Source organism: Actinospineispora acaciae DSM 45401, assembly GCF_000620785.1.
Lineage (GTDB): Bacteria > Actinomycetota > Actinomycetes > Mycobacteriales > Pseudonocardiaceae > Pseudonocardia > Pseudonocardia acaciae.
The window spans coordinates 1-23,482 of the sequence record NZ_JIAI01000028.1; the positions used below are offsets into that span (position 1 = coordinate 1).

The following is a 23,482-nucleotide window of genomic DNA, read 5'->3' on the forward strand; positions in this document are numbered from 1 at the left end:
GACCGGATGCCGATGCTGGTCCGCTACGCCGCGCGCAAGGTCGGCGACCACGGGCGCGCCGAGGACGTCGTGCAGCGCGCCTTCGAGAAGGTGCTGCGCCGCCAGCGGCAGGACAGCCCGGAGATCAGCAACCTGGACGCCTACCTGCTCACCGCGACCTGCAACGAGGTCAACCGCGAGCTGCGCTCGGTGATCCCGGACCGGCAGCGGCTGGTCGCCGAGGACGACTCCGGCCACGCCGAGCTGCCCAGCCAGCGCCCGGACGTCTCCGCGCAGGTCGCCGACGCGCTGGCGGTGCGCGCGGCGCTGGCCGAGCTGCCGCCGAGGGAGCGCGAGGCGGTGGTGATGCGGCTGCAGTGGCAGCTCAGCGTCGCGGAGGCCGCCGAGGTCATGCACCTGAGCTCCGGCGCGGTCAAGCGGTACACCGCCGACGGGCTGCACCGGCTGCGCGAGCGACTGGCCGCCGCCTGATCCGACGTTCGGGCCGGCTCCTGCTCCATCATCCGTTCGAGCATGGCTCGAAGCAGTCGGTGTCACCGGCGTGTGCGGGCGGCAACCCGTTCACCTCCGGCGCGATCTGGCGACCGGCCGACATGATCGCGCCGTAGGGCGATGACCAGATTGATGACTTCTCCTCCGCGGGAGAGTTCTTTGGGGAGCGAGATGATGTCGTTGTGCCGAACGTTTCTCGTCCTGGTAACCGATGAGGATCTGGTTGATCGTTGCGATGGACTTTGCATACAGGTGCGCGGGCATGTGACAGGCGATCGCGTCCTGTCGGAGTTGGTAGAACTGTCGGTAAGGGCGCCCGCACACGACACAAGCTACGCCGGCTGACCGACGTCGCCGCGGGCGCGTTCCCGTATCTCACACTGGCCGAGTTGCGGCCCGTCGCCCGGTATGCAGCCACCGGAGCAATGATGGACGACGAGGGTCAGCTGGGCAATTGATGCGGTGAGCACGACCGGTGCGCCGTGGCTGATCCCGCACAGCCGGCGGGTGGCGGCGGGCAGGTGCAGCGCACCGCGGTCATCGAGGATGTGGGAGCCGGTCGGCGCGGACTTGACGACGATCAGCCCGTGGACGACGTCCAAGCTCAGGTGCCGTCCAGGTGTCCAGCCCAGCGTGCGCAGCAGCCGCCGATCGTTCAGCCGGCCGGAGCGGTCGGCGCGAACCATCCCGATCAGCAGACCGGCCGCGGTGGTGGACGCCGGCCGCGTCGGAGCGGGGAGCATCGGCAGCGGGACCGGTGTCCAGCTCGGCCAGTGCGTGCTCGACCGACTGCGCGGCCGCCCGGCGAATCGGTACGCCCGGTGGGCTCGACCACGCCGGGGTCGCCTCGACGGTCATCCGTGCTCTCCCCACCGCATCAGGCCGGGCACCCCGGGGACGCTCCTCCCGGCACGGCCACGACAGCTCCGATGCTCGTCTCGCGCTCCGCCTGGCCACAGGGTCACAAGTCCCGCCGGGCCAGGACCGGCGGTCTCGGCGGCTGTCGCGCCGGGCGTGACGGAGAATGACTCCGTGCGGGTGCTCTCCGAGTCGCGGCTGGCGGCGATCTTCTCATCCACCTGCGCTGACCGGTCGTGCTTGTTCACCGCAGCCGACCAGCTGCCTTACACGACGTGAAGTCGCCGGACGCAGGCCCGGCGGGCTCAGACGCTTCGCGACGAGGCGCTCTAACGGTGCAAGACGTCGTCGACGCTGCTGGCGCCGGAGTCTCGGCGGCGTGATTGCCGGGAAGGCGCTCTCCCTCGACTCCTCGTCTCAGGGTCGCACGACCTAATGCATGGGCCGTCTGGCTGATCTTCCGCTACTCTAGCACCTGGCGCAAGCCAGATCATGTAGTTTATGCCCGCTTCTATCTGTCGTATGTGCGGCCGAAGACGTCGAGTATCTGTATCGAGGTGTCTGTGACGACGGCGTGGATGATACGTGCTGGCTGGGAGGGCGAGCGAGAGCACGCATCCCTAACCGAAGGGCGCGTAATCGCAGGCTGGGAAGAAGTGGGCGATCTGTCCGGAGTTTCTTCCAAGGCAGCAATGCGTGAGGTGGTGGACAGTACCTACTCGGATGCGAGTCCCGCCAGGGCAGCCAACTGGACTGGGCAGCTATGGCGCTTCACCCATGTCATGTCAATAGGTGACTACGTTGCCACTCCGCTGAAGCGGAAACTGCAAATAGCAATAGGTCGAGTTGCCGGAGAGTACGAGTATCTGGAAGGTGCTCCTGTAGGGTTTCGGCACACTCGAAAGGTTGAATGGCTAAGGACTAGCCTTCCCCGAAGTGCTGTCCGCCAAGACCTGCTCGACAGCATGGGATCGTTGCTGACGGTCTGTCGACTGGAGCGCTTTGAGGCCGCCGACAGGATCGCCTCGCTGGCTCTTACGGGCGTCGATCCCGGTCCGCCAAATGACGAAGCTTACGCGCAGGTAAGTTCACAGCAGGAGCTTGCAGACCGGGCTGCGGAGGCAGCAGCAGCGTCTGAGCCGTTTCGCATGTCGGTTCGTGAACTGCTCAACCTATGGGGTGCGATTCGGCGCAGTGCGTCGACCGTTGCGCAGATCGAGCAGGACCTTGCTGACCTCGGTTTGACGACGCGACCTGCCTTCACGGATGCCGGCCTGGACGACAAAGTCGCAATTGTGATTGTTGGCGGCGAGCCGAGCAGCGCGCATGTTCCCGCGGACGACATCGCCGAGGACTTTGATGCTGCGGACTCTTTAACCCTCGCCCCGCGAATCGGTGTCATTGAGTCTGCGAGTCGGGGAGTTGTTGCCGTATCACCTTCAGATGATATATCGGTGGCGATAACTTTGATGATAGCCCATGAATATTCACAGCTTGCTGTTGTGTCGGGCGAGGGTGAAGCTCGACAGTTGCGAGGCGCCATCAGTTGGGAATCGATTGGGATCGCCAGCGTGACCGCTCCGCCAAAGCGAGTCGTGGATGCGACCATTCCCGTCTCTCCAGTGCATCACCGAAGCCTTCTGCTTCCACTGATCGAGGAGATCTTCCAAAAGGACTACCTCTTTGTGTCCTCAGACGAAACTCCCTTAGCCGGGATCGTGACCGCCGCCGATCTTACCCGTAGATTCGGCGAGACGACCCGGCCTCTAGTGCTCATCGAGGAGGCTGAACGCAGATTGCGAATGAACTGCGATGAAGTCTTCGCTGCAGAGGATTACGCGCGGGCGAAAGTCAAGTACAATCCGGCGACAGGGGCCTCACCTACCATCGGGAACTACTGGCATCTCCTCAGGGAACGCGAGATGTTCGATAAGCTCGGATGGCCACTTGATCACGCCTTCTTCATGGATCACCTTGAGAGGCTTCGTGTTGCCCGCAACGACTTCATGCACTTCAACCCTGACCCGTTGAGTGGTGACCAGTTGGACGCGCTTGAGAGCTTCGTACGCTTGCTGCGAGCAGTGGACTCGAGGGACTGAAAGGACAGATCGCCGAGAACGTCGAGCACGGTCGCGGCGCCAATACGCGACGCCGCCCCCGAAGTGGTTGTCCTGTTGGATGCATCCATGATTGCTGTGTAGTGGTCTTTGAGCCCGAAAGGGTCTCGGCCCGGTCGCTGGAGCCGTCGAGGGCTTTGTGCTCGACCGGTCGGCATGCCATGGTTGACGGTGCCTTTCGCTGCAGCACTTCGTAAAAATGGGATGGTAGTGCGCCTCAGGTTGGTGGAGCACGTCGAAGTGTTAAGGGTGGCGTTCGTGCAAACTGACTCAGTCAAAATCGGTTTGACAATTCGACAATACATTCTAAGTCCGAGACCTCTGCGGTTTTGTCGCCGTCTCGGCGTTAAGGAATTCCTCTAACAACGACGTGGCGCCTACCGATCCGCCGAGGCTCGATCCCGTCTAGAATCTTAATGCGCCTAGAGTCTTCGTCCTTGTTGGCAACTCTTATAAGGATCGACCCGGAGCGCCCTTTTCCATTGTTTGCGATCGCGCAGATAGTTTTGATGACCTTATCAATCACGTTGCCGTCGAGGATCCTTCGTTCGTCAAGAGTTAGCATGCCTTGCTTTAGTTCGTAGTGTGGAAGTTCGATCTCTGACCTGCGAATCTGCCCGTCTGTGTCGACAGTTGAGTGCGCCCCATAAACTTCGGTGGTTTGACCGTCTACTAGATAGTCGTTGATCAATCCTTTAATAATTCGAACATTGTTTCTGCGTTGCTCGGGTACGATCGATCGCTTGCTAGTTTCGATGCGCCCGTGAAGGCTCGAGATTGCTGCCTTCGTACCTCTGTAGTCCGCAATCTTCTTTCGTTGTCCAATTAGCGACTCATGTATGGCAACCATTAAGATTGCGAAGGCTGACGGAAATGGATTAGGGAAAGTTTATCGAAGATAATGGCTCGAAGTTTCCAGGGCTCCTCGCCTGCGGAGCAAACCTTTAAGAGTTGATCAATGCAATACTTTAGCTCGGCGGCCAGTCTCTCTGGCTCGTAGGATGCTAGGGCGCCAACCGGTCTTTCGTTCGTTGCGCTACCGGTTTCGTATGCTTGATCGAGAGCTTCTTTTGAAAAAGGGGCACCCTTTTGGGTATGTCGAGGAGCTTCCAATCGATACGCTTGGTGCCGCGACGTCCAATGTCATGTCTACGTTGGTCTAGTGCTGTTCATGGGCCTGGCGTCGGCCTAGACGCGCTCGAAGCTGTCGATGTATGTGGCGAGCATCCCGGCCTCTTCGACCTGGCGTAGTTGGAGCACTGGTGCGTAGGCGGCGGCGATCCCGTGGACTTGGGGATTGATCAACGTCTCGTCGTCGGCTCGGAAGATCGAGTTGTACAGGATGGTCTTGTGCTGGCGGGCCTGAACTCCCTCGGTGTCCAGTAGCGGCCGGAACAGGGCTATGGCGTTGTGGACCCGTGCCGCGACGGCAGCGCCGATGCCCTCCTTGCCGCCGCGATCGGCTACTTGCGGTGAGTTTGGGTCGGCTAGACGCAGTCGCACGGTCACGCCGGCTCGCGCCTTGTCGGCGAGTAGTCGGGTCAGCTCGGCGCTGCTGCATGAGGAGGGGCTGATCGGCCCGATAGCCGGGCGGGGGTGGGTGGTGGTGGAGCGGAGCTCGGCGTCGGGTGTGGTGGGTTTGCTTCCGCGGTACCGGCAGATTGCCGCTGAGCTACGTGCGGCCATCGAGGAGGGCCGGCTTTGGGCTGGTGCCGCGTTGCCCAGAGAGGCAGGCCTCATCGCTCGGTATGCGGTTTCTCGCGCGACCGTTCGCCAAGCTCTCGCCGTTCTGGAGCCGGACGGGCTGATCACCACTCATCCGGGTGAGGGCAGGTACGTGCGCGTTCGGTGAGTCGGCGGCAGCGACAGGTACGTACGTGTCGCGGGTAGCCCGCGCGTGTGGGACGGGTGGAGTGGGCGCGCGCCCTGGCGGAGAGGTTGCCTGCCGAGCCGTTGCCGCGGCGCTGGGCTCACACGCAGGGCGTGGCGGCCGCCGCGGGGCGCCTGGCTCCCATCCTCGGCGAGGATGCCGAGCTGATCGAAGCCGCTGCTTGGCTACACGACATCGGGTACTCGCCCGTTGTCGCGGATACTGGATTCCACCCTCTCGACGGCGCCCGGTATCTCCGCGATGTCGAGAGTGCGGACGCGCTTCCTTGTGGTCTCGTCGCCTACCATACGGGCGCGGTCTATGAAGCTCAGGAGCGCGGCCTCGAATCTTCCCTGGGGGATGAGTTCACGCTACCGGCGCGCTCGCTTGCCGTCGCGCTCACGTATTGCGACGTTACCACTGGGCCTGATGGAAACAGTGTCACTGTTCAAGAGCGTATCGACGACATCTTGGAGCGGTACGGTCCTGATCACCCGGTTGGTCGAGCGCTTCGGAAGGCGCAGTCGTTTTACCTTGATATCGTGAGCGAGATCGAGGCTTGCCTGACGTCGAGGACGCCGATAGGACGTTTCTGACTTTTACGGCATCTCAAAGAAATCTGGACGCGAGGTCCGATTATGTGGTTGCAGCGGAGGTGCTGGCGCCGCCTGGCGGGTATGGCGATGGGCCGGTATACATCCGGGTAGAGAAGGAGAAGGCCGGTTCATGGCGCCCGCCGCCTGGTCATGGCGTGTCGTATGACGACCGGCGGTGTGTGTGGGATCGGCGGTTCGACTACGTGCGGGTCGTGAACACGCACAACGCATTTCTCTATGCCGAGCTGATGCGAGAGGAAGGTGTGCCGTCGGAGGCGTTGTCGGTCGTGCGGCTGGCGCCGGCCGCTGGGGTGGTGTCGTGAACGACGGGCGTGGTCACTTCGCCGAGTTGCGGTGTGCGGCGATGGCGATGGTCAGCTACGGATGGCCGGTGTTGCGCGGCACCTATCTTGACGATGGTGGCTGCTGGCGTGGACGTGCCGGCTTGGTGGACTTGCGGCCGATCGATGACGACTGGCAGACGGCATGGACGCGCAAGGCGAGCCAGGTCGCGGCGTGGTGGGCTGAGCAGCCGTACAGCGTGCTCGTCGCGTGCGGGCACGGCGTGGATGGTGTGGAGTTGCCGGTGCAGGCTGGGCCGAAGGTGCTGTGTGCGCTGGACGCGTCGGATGTTCATCCGCCGGCGATGTTGACCCCAGTCGGCACGCTGGTGCTGTTCGTGCAGACCGCACCCGGGCCGCGCCCGTTCTTGGCGTCCGCTTCGTTGCGGCGGCCGGGTCGTGGGCGCCGGTGCCGCCGACTGGGCAGAGCTGTGGTCCCAGGTCGGCACGGTATCGGTGGGTGCTGGGCGCATCACCGTGCGAGCTTCGCTGGGAGTTGCCAGAACTGGCGCGCGTGCACGAGGCGATTAGCGCGGCTGTTCGGAATCCGGCGAATACACGCTTATCTGCGGCATTACTCAAGGTAGGGTGTGCCGTCGAAGTCGAGAAAATGGCGAATTCGACGCCGCTGGGCCGGGGTCATGGGAAGCTCGGTGAGGGTTTTGCGCTCCTGCCAGGCGACTTGCCGTGACTCCGGGCTGGTGGCGACCTCGCCGGCGACCGGGCGCCCGGCGAAGAGGATCGAGAACTCCTGGCGGGTTTCGCCGTCGCTGGTGAACTCGACTACGTTGCGGGGGTTGCTGAAGATCCCCATCAGGGCGGTGATCTCGCAGGTGATCCCGGTCTCTTCGTGTACCTCGCGCTGGGCTGCCTGTAGTGGAGTTTCGCCGACTTCCTGGGCTCCACCGGGAATTGCCCATTGGTCGTTGTCGGTGCGTCGGATCATGAGCAGTTGTCCTGCGTCGTTTACGACCGCGACGGAGACTCCGGGGACTATCCGGGTGGCTCGGGGCGCGTGGGGTCGTCGAAGTAGTCGATCCGCTGCCCGCTCATGCTTCCGCTTCCAGCGACGTCGCGTCGGACCAGATCGACTCGAAGGTCTCGTGGAACAGGTTGACCATGTCACCGCCCGGGACGCGCCGCAGATGCAGGGTGGGCGCGTTGTGCCCGGCGAGGCCGTAGACATGCATGGTGACGATCATGTCGTCATCGGATCGGAAGATCGAGTTGTACAGGCATGTTTCGTGTAGCCGGAACTCGATGCCGTCCAGGCCCCGGAGAGGGCGCAGTAGCGCAAGGACGTTGCGCACTCGCGAGGAGACGACGCCGAGGCCGGTTTCCTCTTCTTCCTCTCGTAAGGCAACAGCTGGCGCGTCGGGGTTGCTGATCAGCAGCCGGGGCCGGACGCCGGCCTCGGCCCGTGGTTCATCGAGTGCAACCCGCGCACCGTCGAGCCCGGCAACGCCGCCGCCGGCGGCGTCGATCTGCCCGCCATGACCATCGCGCTCTCGCGCGGCGACACCCTGCCGGCGCGGGCCCGAATCGGCCAGCCGGGAATACGCATCCGCAGTGCGCTGGCGCTGGCCCTGGGCGGCCGAACACGGAACCCACGGATCCGTCCTCACCTTGCTCGTCGACCTGGCGATCCGGCGCGGCCAACTGGGCCATGCTGCGGAGGTTCTGCCCCCGATCGTCCGCGACCCCTGCAGTGCCATCCCGCTGTTCGCGGCCGCCGCCCGCGTGCTGGCCGACCCGGCACGGACGCTTGCGCTCGCTCGCGGCGCGGTCCACGGCTACTCGATAACACCGGCCGCGGTCGACAAGGTCCGCGCCGCACGGCCATGAGCAGCGCACCTGGGCGCGGCCGCCCGACGGATCATCGTCGTGGACTCGCCGCGTCGGGAGAAGTGCGGTTCCGACCGTGTGCGCCCTTGTTGCGCAGGAGGGCGACGGCCAGTACAGCCATCCACAGCAGGTAGGCGCCGATGTTGATGCGTTCGTACACGCCGAGCCACGGTGTGGGCGCATTGGCGATGATCTGGTCACCGTGCATGCCGGCCAGGGCGCCGAACACGATCGTCACCGCCAGGGTCGTGAGGGAGTAGAAGCGGAACCGCTTGCCGAGTGCGGCGGCGCCGAACCCCATGGCCAACAAGATGGGGAGCACGTTCGCGACGGTCACGATGATGTGCATCGTGTCGGTCGCCGACGCCTCGACCCCACGCATGTGCATCGGGAACACGGGTGCCACCAGATCGATGACGCCGACACCCACCAGCAGCCAGCCGGTCACCCGTAGGGCGCGGTTGCGGCGGGCCAACCACACGGTGCCGATGCCGAACGCGAGCGCCAGCACGCTGTGCACCAGGAGCAGCACGACCATGAGCGGTCTCGATGGGGCGTCGACGGCGGACAACTCGCTCACCGCTTGGTTCGCCGAGCTGTAGCCCTCCCAGCGCATGGCTCCGAACACGTTGGCCATCAGGTAGATCAGGGATGCCGCGATCCCGCAGGCGATCAGGAGCGCCACCGGCGCCGGCGGCGGCGAGCACCCGGCGGCGTCACCGCGCGCTGTCGGCGTCCGTCGAACGAACGTCGCCATTCCTCGCCTCCTCCAGCGCGAGGTCGTCGGGTCCGCGCTTCGACTTCAGCTTCGGGACCGAGACGTTGCGGCGCCTAGGGTCGTTCGCTCGCGACTCCTCGGTCCTTTGCCCCTGCGCTGAGCAGCGCCACGTAGCCTGGGAAGTGGGTCGACATCGCTGGAGCTCGCATCGCTGGACACCGCGCGGGTGGCTGGTCAGACGGGTCGTGCCGGCCCGCGAGTGGCTGGCGCGGTCCAGAGTAGGCGGGTGCCACCGGCGTCCGGCCGTTCGATGGCGCAGGTCCCGCCGTTGCTGGCCGCCCGCTGCTCGAGATTGCGCAGCCCGCTGCGCAGGGTGGTCGCCTCGGGGATGCCGGAGCCGTTGTCGGTGACCTCGGCGGCGACCTCGTTGTCCTGGATGGTGATGGCGACGGCCATGTCGGTGGCACCGGAATGCCGGACGGTGTTGCTGACCGCCTCGCGGATCACGGCCTCGACGTCGTCGGCCAGCTCGGCGGGTAGGCCATCGAGGTCGCCGGCCATGCGCACGGTGGTGCGGATCGGGCTGTCCTGGGTCAGTTCGGTGATGGACTCGTGCAGGATGGTGCGCAGCTTGGCGGTGTCTCTGGTGGCGTTCTGCAGGTCGAAGATCGCGGTGCGGATGTCCTGGATGACCTCGTGGAGCTGGTCGATGTGCTCGCTGAGCCGTTGAGCGACGACCGGGTTCTTGGCCCGCCGGTGGGTGGACTGCATGGCCAGCCCGACCGCGAACAGCCGCTGGATGACCTGGTCGCGCAGGTCGCGGGCGATGCGGTCGCGGTCGGAGGGGACTTCCACCTCGCTGACGGCGGTCTGGGCCTCGGCGTGGCGCAGCGCGAGGGCGGCCTGGTCGGCGAACGAGGCCACGATCTGCGTCTCGGCCTCGTCGAACACTGGTGAACCCGGGTTGCGCACGGTGAGTAGCACGCCCGGCGATGGTGTCGGCCTTGCCCACTGGCAGCGCGAGTGTGGGCCGAACCGGGCCCGTCCTCACTGAGCACCCCGAGTGCGCCGTAGCGGGCGTGGACCAGGTTCATCGCCGCCTCGACGATCCGGCGAGCTGGTCGCGGGCTTCGACGATCTCGCCGATCCGGTCCTGTACCTCCACCAGCAGCGCCCGCAACCGCAACTGCGACAACGTCTCGCTCACCCGGCCCGCAAGCTCGTCGCTCACGCGTGTTCACCTACCCCGACGGCCCAACGTCACCACAGCAAAGTTATCCGGATTACCCGCCGACTCGTACACCAACCAATCGATCGGCTCGTCAGCACATGGCACGCAGGATTTCACTTGATGACGCCCCGGGTGCTACACCGCCGGCTTCGCCGACCGGAGATCATTTCGACCTTCTGGAGGATGAGCGCTGAGCGGATCAAGCGGATTCTCGCTTTGGTGAAGGCGCAGGAGCCGGCTGCGGTGGGCGGCCCGCCCGCGGTGGCGGACCGCCCACCTCCTCAAACGCGGTCATCGCCGAAAACTGCCAGGTCTCGGCCCGATGACCCGCGAGGCGTCAGGCGCGCGTTCCCTCCACGGGGGACGGAGGCGAACACCGCGGCGCCTGACACGTACGACGCTATGCCGTCCCGGCCGACAGCCGCGGCGACCGAATGGCCTGCTCGCCGGGGACCGAAGCCCTCAGCCCCGACAGACCCACCGCTCAGTCGTGGCGACGTTCACCCCGTGCCCGACACTCGCCCCGACCTCGCTGTGGCAGGGCCACAGCGAGGTCGCGGGTCCAGGAAGTTCGGTCGGTCCCTCGGGCCGGTCGGGTCATCCATCACCGCGAACGCGTCGCGGCGTCGACGGCGAGCGCCCGCGCACGGGGCGAGATCGAGGTCGACGGGCGCCTCACGGCGGGTCGAGCTCGATCCTCACGGTGAGAAGGGCGGTGCCGAAGCGGCGGACGAGTTTGGCGTGGCGCTCGTTGCCGAACGAGGTAAGGCGAGCGTCCGGGTCGTCGTCTGCCATCGTCGTTGCCGTGCCTGGTATCCACCGGCGGCCCAAGCGGACCCGCACCCGAGGATGTGCGACGAGGTTGCGCACGTATCCGGCGTGGCGTCCTTGTTCGGCGACCAGCCACACGGTCCGTTGTTCGAGGTGGGCGCCGACGACTGTGTGGCGGCGTTTGCCGGTGACGCGGCCGACGGTCTCGATGAGGATGTGGCCGGGTAGCAGCCCGAAGAATGCCGCGAGCTGTGACGGCGGGTTCAGCACGTACTTCTGGAGCCGGCGGATTCGTGCGCGACGCCGGGCTTGATCATGGTGCTCAGGCAGCTGAGTCATCCCTTGCGTCCTCTCGAGAAACCGCACGCGGCCACTACCGGATGCGCTCCGGGATGTGGTCGAGCGTGTAGAGGACGTGCACCGCGAGCGCGCGCGACTGCTGTTCGGTGAGGTTGGAGTGTTCCTGGATCACCGAGGCCACGCGCTCGAGCCGCTGCCGGTATCGCGGGCTGTGTCCGTCCTCGGGGAGGTTGGCTGCCATGGTTGCCTCTCGTTCGTTCGTCGGGTGACCAGCCTGGTGTTTCCGTCCATTTGTTGTCTGGAGGCGAAGGTCCGTGTTGGCCGGGGCCTCCGGCCCGCCAGGTGAGCCAACGCCCCCTGTGGTGAGGGCCGAAGTCACTTCAAGATCGTAGGATGCGCTTCTACGCTCCGCGAACAACGCGATAGCCGGGCCGCGCACGGGCGCAGGCGGCGGTCGAACTTCGGATGGAGCGTGCGATGGACGAGAGCAAGCGGTGGACCGTGTCGATCGATATCGACGAGCACGACGGCAGGACACGGGCGACCGCGCGACTGCGTACGCGGAACACGGACCATCTGTCGGGGCCGGGCTGGCCCGGCTCAACCCGCGGGACCGCGACGTGCCGGAGATCGGTGACGAGCTCGCCGCCGCCCGGGCACTGTCCGAGCTGAGCCACTGGCTCGTCGATCTCTTCCGTGGATCCGCGTCTGGTCGCGTACGTCACCAGCACGTCGGCCATGACCTCACCGTCCTTTCGGCGTCGCCAGCCGTCTCAGCCGGGGCGGCGGCGGTCACCGAGTCGGGGCTCAGAGCAGCCAGCGCGCGCGCCGTACCAGGCGTTCCCAGGCCCGGCCCAGCCCCCAGGTGTGGCCGGCGTAGGCAGCCGCGCAGGCGATCAGGGCGAGTGCGTAGATGATGTGGTAGTCCACGACCGGGTTGGTCGAGTCGGTGGGATCCCCGGTGAACCCGAACCGGGCGGGTGGCCACTCCGCCGCCCACATGCCCAGCAGCATGAGCGTGCCGGTCAGCGCCGAGATGCGCAGCCCGATGCCGAGCATCACGGCCAGCCCGATGCCGGCCAGGCCGACCATGAACAGCCAGTCCGCCCAGGGCGCGCCCGCCCAGCCGGCGAACATCTCCCGCAGCGGGCCCGCCTTCAGATGGCCGAGGTAGCCCCGGGTCGGCGAGCCGCCGGCCAGCCACGCCTGTGGGGCCGTGGTGTGGTAGCCCAGGCCGAACAGCTTGTCCAGGAAGGCCCACAGGAACACGAAGCCGATCCCGATGCGCATCAGGGCCAGCGCCCACCCGCCGGGCGGGCGTCGGGTGGCGGTCGTACTGGTCGGCTTGGGGTTCGGCTCCCGGCGGACGGAGTGCCGACCGGGCTCGATGGTCTCCTCGTGCTGTTGGACTGTCATCGTGATCCTCCGAATCGGGAACGAGCGTTGTCACCGACAGCGTCGCGTCGCTCGCGGGTGGGAGGTACCGGCGAAGGTCCCGTCCTGGTGGGGCACTCGATCCCTCGGCGCCGGCTACCTGACCACGGCGACCGGGCATCGGGCGTGGTGGAGCAGGGCGCGGCTGACCGAGCCGAGCAGCAGCTCGGCGAAGCCGCCGTGTCCCCGCGCCCACCACGACCATGGCGGCGATCCGTTCGGCGGTGCGGCCTCAGCCGGGTGAGGCGGTGCCGGTGCTCAGCGGGCCGTGGTCGTGCCAGCCGTAGATCGCGGTCACCGGGGCGCGTGACCTGTACGCGGGCACCGGGCCGGTGGCGTCGGTGTACTTCGACCTGCGCGCCGGCGGGGACCAGGTCTGCGCCCGCTGGCACGCGGTCGCCGAGGCGCTGTCTCGCCAGAGGTCGGCCGTGGGTTGGTCGGGGTGGTACGGGCCGGCATCCTCGCCGATGACACCGTCTCGGCGGGCATGGCGTGGTACGGCCCGGCGCCCGCCGACCTCGCGCTCGAACCCGAGCCGTTGCGCGGGCTGGGACGGGGTGGCCGAGGCATGGCGCCTTGCCACGCGCGCCGCGTTGGGCGCGGGCGTGCGGGTTCACGTGCTCCCGACCGACACCGCGTGGGAGATCGTCCCGGAGGGGATCGCGACAGTGTGCCGTCACCCCGCGTGTCAGGGCGGTGCCAGGCGGCCGGCGTGGGTGAAGCGGCTTGCGCGCCGGTGCTGTCGGTGGCTCTGGTCTCGGCGTCGTGTCGTCGGGCGCGCGGCGGGTGTTTCGGTGAAGAAGTGGCGTTTGGCCAGCTCGACCAGCAGCAGGTAGACCACCACGAGCGCGCCCAGGGCGAGGAAGAACACGACCGGGGGCGTGACGAACCCCAGGGCACCGCTCACCGGGGACAACGGCAGCAGGATGCCGATCAACACCACCGAGGCGGTGGCGGCCGCGAGCGCGATGCTCGGCCTGCTGTGCACGAACGGGACGCGGCGGGTTCGGATCGCGAAGATCACGAGGGTTTGGGTGGCCAGGGACTCGATGAACCATCCGGAGCGGAACAGCTCGGGTCCGGCGTGGAAGATCCCGAGCATGACCCCGAAGGTGACGAAGTCGAACAGGGAGCTGATCGGCCCGAAGAACAGCATGAACCGGCGGATCATCCGCAGGTCCCAGTGCGAGGGCGCGCGCAGCTGTTCGGGGTCGGCCCGGTCGGTGGGGATGGCGAGCTGGCTGGTGTCGTAGAGCAGGTTGTTGAGCAGGATCTGCGACGGGAGCATCGGCAGGAACGGCAGCACCGCCGAGGCGGCGGCCGCGCTGAACATGTTTCCGAAGTTGCTCGACGTGCCCATCAGCACGTACTTGATGGTGTTGGCGAAGATCCGCCTGCCCTCGGCGATGCCGCCGGCGAGCACGCCGAGGTCTTTCTCCAGCAGCACCACGTCGGCGGCGTCCTTGGCGACATCGGTGGCGGTGTCCACGGACAGCCCGACGTCGGCCGCGTGCAGCGCCAGCGCGTCGTTCACCCCGTCGCCGAGGAACCCGACGTCGCGCCCGTGGGTGCGCAGCAGCCGCACCAGCCTCGCCTTCTGTTCGGGGGAGACCCGGGCGAAGATCGTTGCCGAGGCGGCCTCGACGGCCAGGTGCTCGTCGTCCATCGTCTCGATCTGGGCGCCGGTCAGGGTGCCTCCGGATGCCAGGCCGAGCTCGGCGCAGACTCGTTCGGCCACCAGTGGGTTGTCCCCGGTCGCGATCTTGACGGTCACGCCCAGCCTGGCCAGGGTGCGCAGGGCATCCGCGGCGTCGGCCTTGGGCCGGTCGGAGAACACCAGGAAACCGGCCAGGTCGAGGTCGCGCTCGTCAGCGGTGGTGACGGTGCGCAGTCCGGAGGCCGGCCGGGTGGCCACGGCGATGACCCGATCGCCGGCGGCGAACCTCGCGTGCAGGGTGGCGGCCGTCCCGTCCGGCACCGACGGGCAGCGGGCCAGCACCGACTCCGGCGCGCCTTTCACCACGAGCAGCGGGCCGGCGTCGGCGCCGACCGTGAGCGCGGAGGTCATGCGGCGCTCGTGGTCGAAAGGGACCACCATGAGCCGCCGTCGATGTGGGTCCGGGCGGCGGTCGGTGGCGCGCCACAGCGCGGCGTCGATCGGGTTGGCCCCGGCCACGCCGTCGGTCTCGGTGGCCAGCAGGCCGAGGCGGAACACCTCGTCGCTTGGTGTCCCGTCCGGGCTCAGCGCGGCGGTGAAGTCGATGCGGCCCTCGGTCAGGGTGCCGGTCTTGTCGGTCACCAGCACGTCGAGGTCGCCGAGGTCCTCGATGCACACCAGCCGTTTGACCAGCACCCGCCGCCGCGCCAGCCGGCGGGAGCCGGTCGCCAGGCTGGTGGCGACCACCGCCGGCAGCAGTTGGGGCGTGATGCCCACGGCGATCGCCAGTGCGAACAACAGCGAGTCCAGGAGCGGGCGGGACAACAGCAAGTTGATCATGAAGACGAACGAGGTGAGCACCACCGCCACCTGCAACAGCAGCTCGGAGAACCGGCGCAGCCCGGCCTGGAACTCGGTCTCCGGCTGCCGCTGTCCCAACTCGAGCGCGATCCGCCCGAACTCCGTCCGGGCGCCGGTGGCCGCCACCACCCCGAGCCCGCCGCCGGCCCGCACCACGGTGCCCATCAGCGCGCAGCAGCTCAGCTCGGCCAGTTCGGCCCGTTCGGCGACCGGGTTGGCGCCCTTCACCGCCGCCGAAGTCTCGCCGGTCAGGACGCTCTCGTCGCACTCCAGGCCGGTCGCCTCGAGCAGCCGGACATCCGCCGGCACCACCGCGCCCATCCGCAGGCGCACCACGTCCCCCGGGACCAGCTCGGTCACCTCCACCTCGACGAACGCGCCGTCCCGCAGCACCGGCGTGGTGTGGCGAACCCGCGTGTGCAAGGCCTCGGCGGCGCGCTCGGCGCGATACTCGTTGACGAACCCCAAGCCGACGCTCGCCACCAGGATCACGGTGATGATCACCGCGTCGGTGTGCTCGCCGAGGAAGTACGACACGACTGCGGTGACCAGCAACAGCACCAGCAGAGCGCTGCGCAGCTGGCGGACCAGCACGGCCAGCGGCCGCGCCCGGTGGCTGCGCACCGCGTTCGGGCCGACCGTCTCGCGCCGCGCCGCCACCTGAGCCGTGGTCAACCCCGAGGGGGTGGTGTCCAGCTCGGCCAGTGCGTGCTCGACCGACTGCGCGGCCGCCCGGCGAATCGGTACGCCCGGTGGGCTCGACCACGCCGGGGTCGCCTCGACGGTCATCCGTGCTCTCCCCACCGCATCAGGCCGGGCACCCCGGGGACGCTCCTCCCGGCACGGCCACGACAGCTCCGATGCTCGTCTCGCGCTCCGCCTGGCCACAGGGTCACAAGTCCCGCCGGGCCAGGACCGGCGGTCTCGGCGGCTGTCGCGCCGGGCGTGACGGAGAATGACTCCGTGCGGGTGCTCTCCGAGTCGCGGCTGGCGGCGATCTTGTCGGGCGTGCCGGGGATGCCCCGGGTGGTGGTGAGCGGCAACTTCGCGACCCCGGAGCGGGCGTTGGCGGTCCTGGACACCGCCGTGGCCGAGTACCGGTTGTTCGTCCTCAACGCGCAGCGCGGCATCCCCGACCGGGACGGGGTGATCCTGGAGAGCCCGTTCATCGGTCCCGGCATGCGCGGGAAGCGTGGGCTGCGCTACTTCCCCTCCCGGCTGTCTCTGGCACCCGCCCTGCTCGCCCAGACGCTGCCGCCGGACATCGTGCTGCTGCACACCTCGACGCCCGTGGACGGCACCGTGTCGCTCGGCACCGAGGTCAACATCCTGCCCGCCGCGGTGGAGGCTGCCCGCGCCCGAGGTGGACTGGTCATCGCTCAGCTCAACCCTCGGATGCCCTACACCTACGGCGACGCCGTGCTGGCGACCGAGGAGATCGACCACGCCATCGAGGTGGACGCGGCGCTGCCCAGCCCGGTCCCGCGCCCGCTCGGCGAGGTCGCCCGGCGCATCGGTGAGCGGGTGGTCGACCTGGTGCCGGACGGGGCGACCCTGCAGCTGGGCATCGGCGCCGTGCCGGACGCGGTGCTGGCCGCGCTGACCGGCCGGCGCGACCTGGCGGTGTGGTCGGAGATGTTCAGCGACGGCGTGCTCGGCCTGGACAAGGCCGGCGCGCTGCACCCGGACACTCTCATCACCGCGTCCTTCGTGTTCGGCAGCGCCGAGCTCTACGACTGGGTGGATCGCAACCCCAGGGTGCGCATGCTGCGCACCGAGAAGACCAACGACCCCGGGCTGATCGCCCGCCAGCCCAGCCTCGTATCCGTGAACAGCGCGCTGCAGGTCGACCTGTTCGCGCAGGCCAACGCCAGCCGCGTGCACGGGGCGATCTACTCCGGGTTCGGCGGCCAGACCGACTTCGTCGTCGGCGCGCTCCACTCGCCGGGCGGCCGGGCGATCATCGCGCTGCCGTCCTGGCACGCCAAGACCGACACCTCCACCGTGGTGCCTAGGCTGGCCGGGCCAGTCACCTCGTTCCAGCACAGCTATCTCATCAGCGAGCAGGGCAGCGCCGCCATCTGGGGGCATGACGCGGCCAGCCAGGCCCAGCAGATCGTCGACCACGTGGCCCACCCGAGCGCCCGCGCCGCGCTGCGCGAGGAGGGTCGCCGGCTGGGCTTCCCGCTGACCTGATCGGGCCTGGTCACCGATCGCATCGTCGAGCGCGCGGAACCGGGCGGTATCCGCCTGCCCTGGACCGCGCCCGTACCCCAAACTCCGCACGCCTGACCAGACTCGGGCTCTCGGCCGCCTGTGCTGCTCCGGCGGCGCCGCGACCGCGGTGGTGGTCCCTGGGCTGGACGTTGTGGGACCTCGGACTCTAGGTGCGCCTCGGCCGCGCGGTGTTGTGTGGGACGGCCGGGTGAGACGGGCGAGTTGCGGGAGGTGGCGGCGGGATGGGTGATCTCAGCGAGGCCCAGGTTGTCGGGGCGCTGGTTGAGGAGGTGGCGCGCGTTCCAATGCTGGCCGCGCTGCCGTCCGCCGAGCAGGTGCTGATTTCTCGGGCGGCGCGGACGGTGAGCTTCGCCGCGGGGCGGCGGCTGTTCTCCGAGGGGCAGCCGGCTCAGGGGTGCTGGTTGGTTCGGACCGGTCACGTTGCCCTCGACGCGCACGTGCCGGGTCGGGGCGCGGTCGTGGTGCAGGTCCTCGGGCCTGATCAGGTGCTGGGCTGGTCGTGGCTGGTTCCGCCGTATCGGTGGCACTTCGGGGCCACCGCGATCGAGGCCACCAGGGCGATCGAGCTGGACACCGTGCAGCTGCGCGCGCTCGCGGAGCAGGATCCCCGGTTCGGGCATCGCCTCACGTTGATGCTGTTCGAGGAACTGCTGGGACGGTTGCAGGCCACCCGGGCGCGGCTGTTGGAGCTGTACCAGGGCGCGAACGGTCAACGCTGAGGGAGGACGACGTGGGAACGGGTCCGGGTTGGCTGTGGTTGATGGTGCTGGTACCGACGGGTGTCGCCCTGAGCGCGATCGGCCTCGAGCTTCTGGAGAACCTCCTCGTGTCCGGTCGCCCATCGACCGAGGCCCCGGAGCCGGCGGCTGGCGCGGGAGGGGCATGACGTGCAGGTGCTGATGGTCGGGGCGGGTGGACCTGCGGATCCACCCGGTCCCGATCGCGGGTTAACGGCCGAAGCCGAGCAGGTCCTTGTTGATCCCGTCGGCCACCTTGAGCTGACGCCCGGTGATGATCTCGATGCTGATCGCGATGATGTGCGCGGTGCGGTCCGGCGCCCAGGGCTCGGGCATGGTCTCGGAGAGCACAGCCAGGCGCGCCGGATCGGTGATCTCGTGGGTACGGCCGATCGCGACGACGCTCCAGCCGGTCCAGGTGCTCGGGTCGATCTCGTCGACCTCGAACGCGGCGACCGACCGGCGCAGCGCGGCCGCGAGCTTGGCGCCGCCCGCGGTGCGAAAGATGATCTGACGGTCGTCGAGCGCGAAGTTGACCGGCTGGATCGCGGGCAGGGCCGACTCGTTGAACACGACCCGGCCGATCCGCGCCTCGCCCAGCAGCCGTAGGCACTCCTCTCCGGTGAGCTCTGTCAGGTCCCGATTGCCGTTCATCAGTCGCCCCTCGTCAACGTTGCTGATCGATTCTTGGGAGGCGACAACGGGTCTTCCTAGGGTCGAAGGTCCTGGCTGCGCCCGGCGGGCGCCGACCCGCGGGTGACGCGCCGTTCAGCCCGGCGCGCCCGGCGCCGGTGGGGCGCATGCCCCGGAGCAGGATCACCGCCCACAGCACCATGCCCGCCGTGAGCAGGACCTGCCAGCGCCGGGTGCACCACCAGCGCGACGGCCTGAACCCAGCCCTTGCTGACCAACGGACGCGCCGTATGGCGCGACTCTGTCCAAGGTCACCTCGGAACCGGGGCCTTGGCCCTTATGGGTACCGGCCGTTCGAGGCTTACCGAACCCCCGGGGCGGCGGCACACTCCGGTGAGGAGGTGGCGAAATGTCGTCGGGGACCCTATCGGAGTAGGGGCCGCGTTCCACTGGTTCGGGTCGCCGCTTTCGGCGGACCGAATCGGCTCACGGTTGTCGAGGAGCCAGCGCCGGAACCCGCGCTGGGGGAGGTCCGTGTTCGTACCGTTGCGGTCGGAGTCAGCTTCGCGGACGTGTTGATCCGGGAAGGCAGCTATCCCGGAGGCCCGGTCCCTCAGCGGCGTCGCCACCGGCGCGTTCTCGGTGGCTGTGACGAGCCGGTTTCGTGGTCCAGGCCGACCCTGAACCTGTTTCCTAAGTCCCTATCGCCCGACTACGCGGACGGGCGAGGGTGGGGCGAGCGTGATCCCTGACCGCCGACGCACATGTGGAGGTCGTGCAGTGTCTGCACCAGCATCGCCCACCGGGTCGAAGGCCGGTTCGCCGAGCAGCGATTGGGAGTTTCGCCGGCAGGCGGTTGCCGAGCGGTTGTTGACCGCGTTGGAGGACGTGGTGTGGCGGTACCGAGCGCCGAGCCCGGGTGGGCTGCCGCCCGGGCTTGTTGCCGAGGCGGTGACCGCGGAGGTGGCACACCATCTGCTGGTGGCTCGGGACGCGCTGCGCCAACTGCCCCTCGCCGACTAGGTCGCACGCTGTGTAACGGGCGTGGTCACCAGAGCTGGCCGAGGGCGTGCGGATCGCGCGGGGCCTCGGTGACGTACCAGGGGCCGTCGGGTGGCGCGGTGACGGAGTCGGGACCGGCGACGATGACCGGAGCCGGGCTGTGGCGCAACACCGCCCTGCTGGTCGAGCCGAGCAGCGCTCTGGCCGCCGGCCCGCGTCGGCGGCTGCCGGTGACGATCACTTCGGCGCGGCCGCCGAGCTCCAACAGCGCCTTCTCCGGTGGCCCGGAGGGGAACCGCCAGCCGACGGTCACTGCCGGGTACCGCCGTGACCATCCGGCCAGGTGATCGGCCAACGCTTGCCGGCCACCGTGGTGTCGGTCGTTGCCTCCCGGCCCGGGGTGGTGGGTGTGCACCACGGCGAGCTCCCAGCCGCGCCGGTTGGCCAGCTCGAAGGCGACCTCGACGGCGGGTGCGTCCGCAGGCAGGGTGCTCAGGCCGAGTACGACCAGCGGGTCCGGGCGGCGCGTCGGTGGCCATCGGCGAACCCCGACGACCGGGCACCGGGCTTGGCCGCTGACCTGCAGGGTGGTGGAGCCCAGCAAGATGTCGTCGAGCCCGCCGCTGCCGGTCATGCCCAGGACGAGCAGTGCCGCCGACGCGGATGCGCTGGTCAGCGCGGGTACCGGGTCGCCGGCGAGCACCACCGGGCTGACCCGTATCGCGCCGGCCTGGCCGGAGGCCTCGGCATTGGCCTGGCTGATGATCGATCGGGCATGCCCGATGCCGACGGGCGGGCCGGCCGCCGGGCGGGGGTTCGGGGCGGCGTGCGCGATGGCCAGCACGCCGCGGCGCGAGGCCGCTTCTTCGGCCGCCCACCGGACCGCGGCCAGCGCGTGTTCCGAGCCGTCCACGCCGACCATCACGGCGCCGTCGGGAATCTCGGTGGACATCGGCTGCTCGTTCATGGCCGCCACGTTTCGGTCGGGCCGCTGTTGGCGGCGGTGGGCAACAGGACCGACCGGAGGTCGCGCCGGTCGGTGACGGGCAGCTCGCCGGCGTGGCTGGCGGGCCAGCCGATGCGCAGGATCAGCTGTGGGTACTCCGGCGCCGGCAGTATCCGGCCGCGGATGGTGCGGCGGGTCGAGGAGATCTCGATGGCCTGGCTGAGCGGGGTGGTGGCCAGCCCGAGGTTGGTGGCGGCGAGCAGGGCGGCGCTGGTGGCCTCCCCGGCGCGGAGCCGGTCCACGGGCTCGTCATGGGCGCAGGTGACGATCAGCAGCTCGGCGGCGTCGTCGGCGGGACCGCTGCCGGCGGGTAGCGGAGGCTGCCTGAGCTGGGCACGGGGGAACAGTCGTAGCGGGGAGCCACCCGTCGCGCCGACCGGTGGGGCGGCCACACTCGCCGCGGAGATGCCGTCGCGTGCGCCCGCGTGCCGGCGGGTCCATAGCTGGAGCTCGGCGCTGTAGCCGGGGGCGTTGCGCTGTTCGCGGGCGGCGTCGGCCAGCGCGCGGGCCAGCCGCTCGCGGGTGTCCGGGTTGGTGATCGGGTGCAGGTTGGTTCCCTGGCGGCGGGCGTGTTCGGCGATCGCCCGGAGCATCCGGGGAGGAACCGGCCGACGGCTCATCCGGCGTCGGTCGGTGCGGCGTCGATGGATGGCGCCGAACAGCGCCGCCTCGGCCGGGTCGCCCGGGCCGGGGCGGATCGTGACGGTGGCCAGGTGCCCTTCGTGGTCGGGGTCGGGGAACCTGTCGACGGTCACCGCCAGATGCTGTGCGGCCAGCGCGACGCGCAGGTGGTGCAGCGCGGCGCCGCAGCTGAGCAGCAGGTCGCGCCGGTCCGGGTCGGTCCAGGACAGGTGTCGGGTCCAGTCGGCGTGCAGTTCCACCGAGCCGGCGCGGATCCGCCACCGCCACGGCTGGGTGTTGTGCACCGACGGGGCGCGCACCGCGTGCTCGAGCGCCGCGACCAGGTCCACGGTCGGGCTCATCTCTGACTCCGTCCCTCGACTCCTGCGGGTGTCGTGTCCAGGATCCGGGCCGAGGACCGGCTCCGGCAGGGGCGTAAGACCCGACTCGGGGGCCATTCGGCATGAGTCGGAGGCTCTCCACGAAAGAGCTGGCTGGGATGTCGAGATCGCCCGAAGCGCCGCGCCGTCGGGAGAGCTACCCGCTGGCCGCGGAGGTGGTGACCCAGTGCCCTTGGCCGGGTCGGGCGTGACGAAGAGGCTGCCGGCGTGACCATCGGTATCGAGCGCGGGGCCAAGCTGACCGCACCCGAGGATGTGGTGCTCCCGGATCTCGATGGCGCGGCGTCGGCCGAGCGGCTCCGATCCTGGTTGTGACCGGCGCCCCTCTGCCGTTCCGCCGAACCGATCCTGATCCGCTGCCGGTATCCGCAAGGTCAGGACGCCGGCGGCCGAGCCGCGGACTGGTGCGCGGTGTTGTAGGCGAGGGTGCCCCGGGCGTGGTCCAGCGAGCGTCGCGCCAGGACGAGGTGCTCGCGGGCGTGGCCGAGGTGGGCGGTCACCGTGGGTCTGGCGGCCACCTGCTGGCGTGCCTGGTCGGAGAGCTTGTCCATCAGCAGCGTCATCGATATCAGCTGGGTCATGGTTGACAGCGCGGCGGCGTCCTGGCCAGGTTCGCGGGCGGTGGGCTTGTCGGCCAGGTCGAGCCGGTCCGTCATGGTGATCGTCATCGTGTGCCTCCTCGGGGTTCTCAGGATGGCGTGTCGTGGATCACATTCGACAGGGTCGACGGTCGCTTCCGGGTCGAGCTTTCGTCCCGGAGGGCGACCGTTCTGACCGGGACCCTGGGCACGGGCGGCCGGGACCTTCGGCTCCCGGCACTCAGTGGCGTGGGTTGGGAGCGCCGTCAACGTGGCAGGCGCTGTCGCCGGGCACCACCAGGACCGGGCAGCGGGCGTTGCTGATCAGGTCAGCGAGCGGCGAGCCGACGAGGTTGCCCAGGCTCGGCCCTCGCACCGAGCGGCCGAGCACGAGCAGCCGTGCGCGATGAGCGCAGGCGAGCAGGGCGGGAACCGGGTCGTCCTCGATCACGAGCTGGCGCACGTCGACGGTCGGGTGTCTGGCCGACCAAGCCGAGACCGCAAGATCCAGCTCGCGTGTCACCCGCTCGGACGCGGCGTCGAACAGGGCCAGGTTGTCGGCGGAGGGCACCCCGAGGTCGACGGTGTCGTTGCACCAGACGCGCACCGCGTCCAGCGGCGCCCCGCGCAGCTCGGCCTCGGCGAACGCGAGGTCGATGACCACCTCGGCGGTCCACGGGGTGACGCCCAGCATCACCGCGGCCGTGTCGGGGCACGCCAGCTCATGGCGGGGCACCGCGACGAGCGGGCAGTCGGTCTCGGCGGCCAGCGCGGGCGTGTCCGCCGCGCCGGCCGCGACCACCAGCAAGCCCGCGTCCGCGGCGAGCTCACGCGCGTCCGCGCCGTAGGACCGGGCGGGGACGGCGCGCGCCGGCACGCCCGGCGCATGTGCACGGATGATGCCCATCGAGGCGGCAAAGGCCGCGCCCGCGGCCGGTTCCTGGACCGTGTCCGAAACGCTGACCAGCAGCGGGACCGATCGCAGCACGGCCGCGTCGGCCGCCCACCTGGCGACCGCCCCGTCGGCCGCCGGCGAGCTGGTGATCACCAGCACCACCGGGCCGGCCAGCCACCTGTCGGTGGTGGTGCGCTGTTGAGCGAGACCCTCGGACATGTGGACCTCTCTCGGTTGGTGAGGAGGCCGGGGTGGCTGCTCCCGTGACAGCCACCCCGGC

At 68.9% G+C, this 23,482-nt stretch carries 27 protein-coding genes and 2 pseudogenes; 11 read left to right on the forward strand and 18 right to left on the reverse strand.

The features are described 5' to 3' along the window. On the forward strand, window positions 1–471 hold a 471-nt coding region (locus N912_RS0145580), incomplete at its 5' end, for an RNA polymerase sigma factor (RefSeq protein ID WP_028927688.1). Between the two features lie 353 nt (window positions 472–824). Here N912_RS0145580 and N912_RS0145590 read toward each other — a convergent pair. Then, window positions 825–1,178, reverse strand: a complete 354-nt coding sequence (locus tag N912_RS0145590; RefSeq protein ID WP_156994403.1) for a hypothetical protein — start codon at window positions 1,176–1,178, stop codon at window positions 825–827. A gap of 1,137 nt (window positions 1,179–2,315) precedes the next feature. Between N912_RS0145590 and N912_RS64235 the strand changes: the two genes are divergently transcribed. Further along, window positions 2,316–3,449, forward strand: coding sequence for a CBS domain-containing protein (locus tag N912_RS64235; protein WP_169748071.1), 1,134 nt, complete (start codon window positions 2,316–2,318; stop codon window positions 3,447–3,449). Between the two features lie 1,206 nt (window positions 3,450–4,655). Here the strand turns inward: N912_RS64235 and N912_RS64815 are convergent. After that, the gene (locus tag N912_RS64815; protein ID WP_051581716.1) at window positions 4,656–4,976 is read right to left on the reverse strand and encodes a hypothetical protein; all 321 of its coding nucleotides are present in this window, start codon (window positions 4,974–4,976) and stop codon (window positions 4,656–4,658) included. Between N912_RS64815 and N912_RS67185 the strand changes: the two genes are divergently transcribed. Genes N912_RS67185 through N912_RS67190 form a run of 4 tightly spaced genes read left to right on the forward strand, consistent with a single transcriptional unit; the run spans window position 4,906 to window position 6,861 of the window. Beyond that, window positions 4,906–5,319: a GntR family transcriptional regulator gene (locus tag N912_RS67185; RefSeq protein ID WP_156994409.1), complete on the forward strand. Its 414-nt coding sequence runs from the start codon at window positions 4,906–4,908 to the stop codon at window positions 5,317–5,319. The genes N912_RS64815 and N912_RS67185 overlap by 71 nt on opposite strands. A 47-nt stretch (window positions 5,320–5,366) precedes the next feature. Then, the gene (locus N912_RS58875) at window positions 5,367–5,933 is read left to right on the forward strand and encodes an HD domain-containing protein (RefSeq protein WP_064745586.1); all 567 of its coding nucleotides are present in this window, start codon (window positions 5,367–5,369) and stop codon (window positions 5,931–5,933) included. Window positions 5,934–5,977: 44 nt separating this feature from the next. Next, the gene (locus N912_RS64240) at window positions 5,978–6,256 is read left to right on the forward strand and encodes a hypothetical protein (RefSeq protein ID WP_156994405.1); all 279 of its coding nucleotides are present in this window, start codon (window positions 5,978–5,980) and stop codon (window positions 6,254–6,256) included. A 47-nt stretch (window positions 6,257–6,303) separates the two neighbouring features. Further along, window positions 6,304–6,861 (forward strand): bifunctional DNA primase/polymerase, encoded by a 558-nt coding sequence (locus N912_RS67190; RefSeq protein ID WP_425415400.1) that lies wholly within the window; start codon window positions 6,304–6,306, stop codon window positions 6,859–6,861. Here the strand turns inward: N912_RS67190 and N912_RS66270 are convergent. Continuing rightward, on the reverse strand, window positions 6,849–7,220 hold the full coding sequence (locus tag N912_RS66270; protein ID WP_051581719.1) for an NUDIX hydrolase: 372 nt from the start codon (window positions 7,218–7,220) through the stop codon (window positions 6,849–6,851). The genes N912_RS67190 and N912_RS66270 overlap by 13 nt on opposite strands. Before the next feature lie 103 nt (window positions 7,221–7,323). Next, window positions 7,324–7,899: a hypothetical protein gene (locus N912_RS66275; RefSeq protein WP_051581720.1), complete on the reverse strand. Its 576-nt coding sequence runs from the start codon at window positions 7,897–7,899 to the stop codon at window positions 7,324–7,326. Window position 7,900: 1 nt separating this feature from the next. Here N912_RS66275 and N912_RS61350 point away from each other — a divergent pair, with 1 nt between their 5' ends. Beyond that, window positions 7,901–8,119: a hypothetical protein gene (locus N912_RS61350; protein WP_028927691.1), complete on the forward strand. Its 219-nt coding sequence runs from the start codon at window positions 7,901–7,903 to the stop codon at window positions 8,117–8,119. Between the two features lie 31 nt (window positions 8,120–8,150). Here N912_RS61350 and N912_RS58895 read toward each other — a convergent pair whose 3' ends face one another. From N912_RS58895 to N912_RS64820, 5 genes are all read right to left on the reverse strand, one after another. Continuing rightward, the gene (locus N912_RS58895) at window positions 8,151–8,804 is read right to left on the reverse strand and encodes a DUF998 domain-containing protein (protein ID WP_169748072.1); all 654 of its coding nucleotides are present in this window, start codon (window positions 8,802–8,804) and stop codon (window positions 8,151–8,153) included. A gap of 267 nt (window positions 8,805–9,071) precedes the next feature. Beyond that, the gene (locus N912_RS58900) at window positions 9,072–9,821 is read right to left on the reverse strand and encodes a sensor histidine kinase (RefSeq protein WP_084211974.1); all 750 of its coding nucleotides are present in this window, start codon (window positions 9,819–9,821) and stop codon (window positions 9,072–9,074) included. Window positions 9,822–9,927: 106 nt separating this feature from the next. Continuing rightward, window positions 9,928–10,068: a hypothetical protein gene (locus N912_RS65395; RefSeq protein ID WP_211261632.1), complete on the reverse strand. Its 141-nt coding sequence runs from the start codon at window positions 10,066–10,068 to the stop codon at window positions 9,928–9,930. Between the two features lie 675 nt (window positions 10,069–10,743). After that, a complete protein-coding gene (locus N912_RS62985) occupies window positions 10,744–11,109 on the reverse strand; it encodes a nitroreductase/quinone reductase family protein (RefSeq protein ID WP_211261633.1) in 366 nt (121 codons plus the stop codon). 103 nt (window positions 11,110–11,212) lie between these two features. Then, entirely contained in the window at window positions 11,213–11,380 is a 168-nt protein-coding gene (locus N912_RS64820) for a DUF6307 family protein (protein ID WP_169748073.1), read from the reverse strand. A 236-nt stretch (window positions 11,381–11,616) separates the two neighbouring features. Between N912_RS64820 and N912_RS66870 the strand changes: the two are divergent. Then, window positions 11,617–12,056 (forward strand): annotated as a pseudogene (locus tag N912_RS66870) (DUF1876 domain-containing protein). Here the strand turns inward: N912_RS66870 and N912_RS0145670 are convergent. From N912_RS0145670 to mgtA, 4 genes and pseudogenes are all read right to left on the reverse strand, one after another. Next, window positions 11,947–12,555: a DoxX family membrane protein gene (locus N912_RS0145670; protein WP_028927694.1), complete on the reverse strand. Its 609-nt coding sequence runs from the start codon at window positions 12,553–12,555 to the stop codon at window positions 11,947–11,949. The pseudogene N912_RS66870 and the gene N912_RS0145670 overlap by 110 nt on opposite strands. A 114-nt stretch (window positions 12,556–12,669) precedes the next feature. Next, a pseudogene (locus N912_RS67195) lies at window positions 12,670–12,753 on the reverse strand (universal stress protein); the annotation flags it as partial. 52 nt (window positions 12,754–12,805) lie between these two features. Further along, entirely contained in the window at window positions 12,806–13,156 is a 351-nt protein-coding gene (locus N912_RS0145675; RefSeq protein WP_028927695.1) for a hypothetical protein, read from the reverse strand. A 105-nt stretch (window positions 13,157–13,261) separates the two neighbouring features. After that, window positions 13,262–15,880: a magnesium-translocating P-type ATPase gene (mgtA, locus tag N912_RS0145680; protein ID WP_037070109.1), complete on the reverse strand. Its 2,619-nt coding sequence runs from the start codon at window positions 15,878–15,880 to the stop codon at window positions 13,262–13,264. Window positions 15,881–16,036: 156 nt separating this feature from the next. On the opposite strand from mgtA, the gene N912_RS0145685 reads away from it, so the two are divergent. Continuing rightward, complete coding sequence (locus N912_RS0145685) at window positions 16,037–17,287, forward strand: acetyl-CoA hydrolase/transferase family protein (protein ID WP_245645938.1); 1,251 nt, start codon at window positions 16,037–16,039, stop codon at window positions 17,285–17,287. A 263-nt stretch (window positions 17,288–17,550) separates the two neighbouring features. Next, window positions 17,551–18,048, forward strand: coding sequence for a Crp/Fnr family transcriptional regulator (locus N912_RS0145690; RefSeq protein WP_051581723.1), 498 nt, complete (start codon window positions 17,551–17,553; stop codon window positions 18,046–18,048). A 228-nt stretch (window positions 18,049–18,276) separates the two neighbouring features. Here N912_RS0145690 and N912_RS0145695 read toward each other — a convergent pair whose 3' ends face one another. Then, on the reverse strand, window positions 18,277–18,720 hold the full coding sequence (locus tag N912_RS0145695) for a pyridoxamine 5'-phosphate oxidase family protein (RefSeq protein WP_028927699.1): 444 nt from the start codon (window positions 18,718–18,720) through the stop codon (window positions 18,277–18,279). Between the two features lie 759 nt (window positions 18,721–19,479). Here N912_RS0145695 and N912_RS64250 point away from each other — a divergent pair. After that, window positions 19,480–19,722, forward strand: coding sequence for a hypothetical protein (locus tag N912_RS64250; RefSeq protein ID WP_156994406.1), 243 nt, complete (start codon window positions 19,480–19,482; stop codon window positions 19,720–19,722). Between the two features lie 25 nt (window positions 19,723–19,747). Here N912_RS64250 and N912_RS58905 read toward each other — a convergent pair whose 3' ends face one another. From N912_RS58905 to N912_RS0145725, 4 genes are all read right to left on the reverse strand, one after another. Further along, entirely contained in the window at window positions 19,748–20,668 is a 921-nt protein-coding gene (locus N912_RS58905) for a universal stress protein (RefSeq protein ID WP_156994407.1), read from the reverse strand. Then, window positions 20,665–21,690, reverse strand: a complete 1,026-nt coding sequence (locus N912_RS58910; protein WP_051581725.1) for an Acg family FMN-binding oxidoreductase — start codon at window positions 21,688–21,690, stop codon at window positions 20,665–20,667. Before N912_RS58910 ends, N912_RS58905 begins: the two co-directional genes overlap by 4 nt. 413 nt (window positions 21,691–22,103) lie before the next feature. After that, complete coding sequence (locus tag N912_RS58915; RefSeq protein WP_037070110.1) at window positions 22,104–22,397, reverse strand: hypothetical protein; 294 nt, start codon at window positions 22,395–22,397, stop codon at window positions 22,104–22,106. Window positions 22,398–22,548: 151 nt separating this feature from the next. Next, entirely contained in the window at window positions 22,549–23,421 is an 873-nt protein-coding gene (locus tag N912_RS0145725) for a universal stress protein (protein ID WP_028927700.1), read from the reverse strand. Window positions 23,422–23,482 lie beyond the last annotated feature (61 nt).

Excerpts from the sequence above, each read along its gene's own strand:
- N912_RS0145590 (WP_156994403.1), bottom strand. The coding sequence starts at position 1,178 with ATGGTTCGCGCCGACCGCTCCGGCCGGCTGAACGATCGGCGGCTGCTG.
- N912_RS67185 (WP_156994409.1), top strand. The coding sequence starts at position 4,906 with ATGCCCTCCTTGCCGCCGCGATCGGCTACTTGCGGTGAGTTTGGGTCG.
- N912_RS58915 (WP_037070110.1), bottom strand. The coding sequence starts at position 22,397 with ATGACGATCACCATGACGGACCGGCTCGACCTGGCCGACAAGCCCACC.
- N912_RS67190 (WP_425415400.1), top strand. The coding sequence starts at position 6,304 with ATGGTCAGCTACGGATGGCCGGTGTTGCGCGGCACCTATCTTGACGAT.
- N912_RS64235 (WP_169748071.1), top strand. The coding sequence starts at position 2,316 with ATGGGATCGTTGCTGACGGTCTGTCGACTGGAGCGCTTTGAGGCCGCC.
- N912_RS0145670 (WP_028927694.1), bottom strand. The coding sequence starts at position 12,555 with ATGACAGTCCAACAGCACGAGGAGACCATCGAGCCCGGTCGGCACTCC.
- N912_RS58905 (WP_156994407.1), bottom strand. The coding sequence starts at position 20,668 with ATGAACGAGCAGCCGATGTCCACCGAGATTCCCGACGGCGCCGTGATG.
- N912_RS66270 (WP_051581719.1), bottom strand. The coding sequence starts at position 7,220 with ATGATCCGACGCACCGACAACGACCAATGGGCAATTCCCGGTGGAGCC.
- N912_RS0145695 (WP_028927699.1), bottom strand. The coding sequence starts at position 18,720 with ATGAACGGCAATCGGGACCTGACAGAGCTCACCGGAGAGGAGTGCCTA.
- N912_RS58910 (WP_051581725.1), bottom strand. The coding sequence starts at position 21,690 with ATGAGCCCGACCGTGGACCTGGTCGCGGCGCTCGAGCACGCGGTGCGC.
- mgtA (WP_037070109.1), bottom strand. The coding sequence starts at position 15,880 with ATGACCGTCGAGGCGACCCCGGCGTGGTCGAGCCCACCGGGCGTACCG.
- N912_RS0145725 (WP_028927700.1), bottom strand. The coding sequence starts at position 23,421 with ATGTCCGAGGGTCTCGCTCAACAGCGCACCACCACCGACAGGTGGCTG.
- N912_RS0145690 (WP_051581723.1), top strand. The coding sequence starts at position 17,551 with ATGGGTGATCTCAGCGAGGCCCAGGTTGTCGGGGCGCTGGTTGAGGAG.
- N912_RS64820 (WP_169748073.1), bottom strand. The coding sequence starts at position 11,380 with ATGGCAGCCAACCTCCCCGAGGACGGACACAGCCCGCGATACCGGCAG.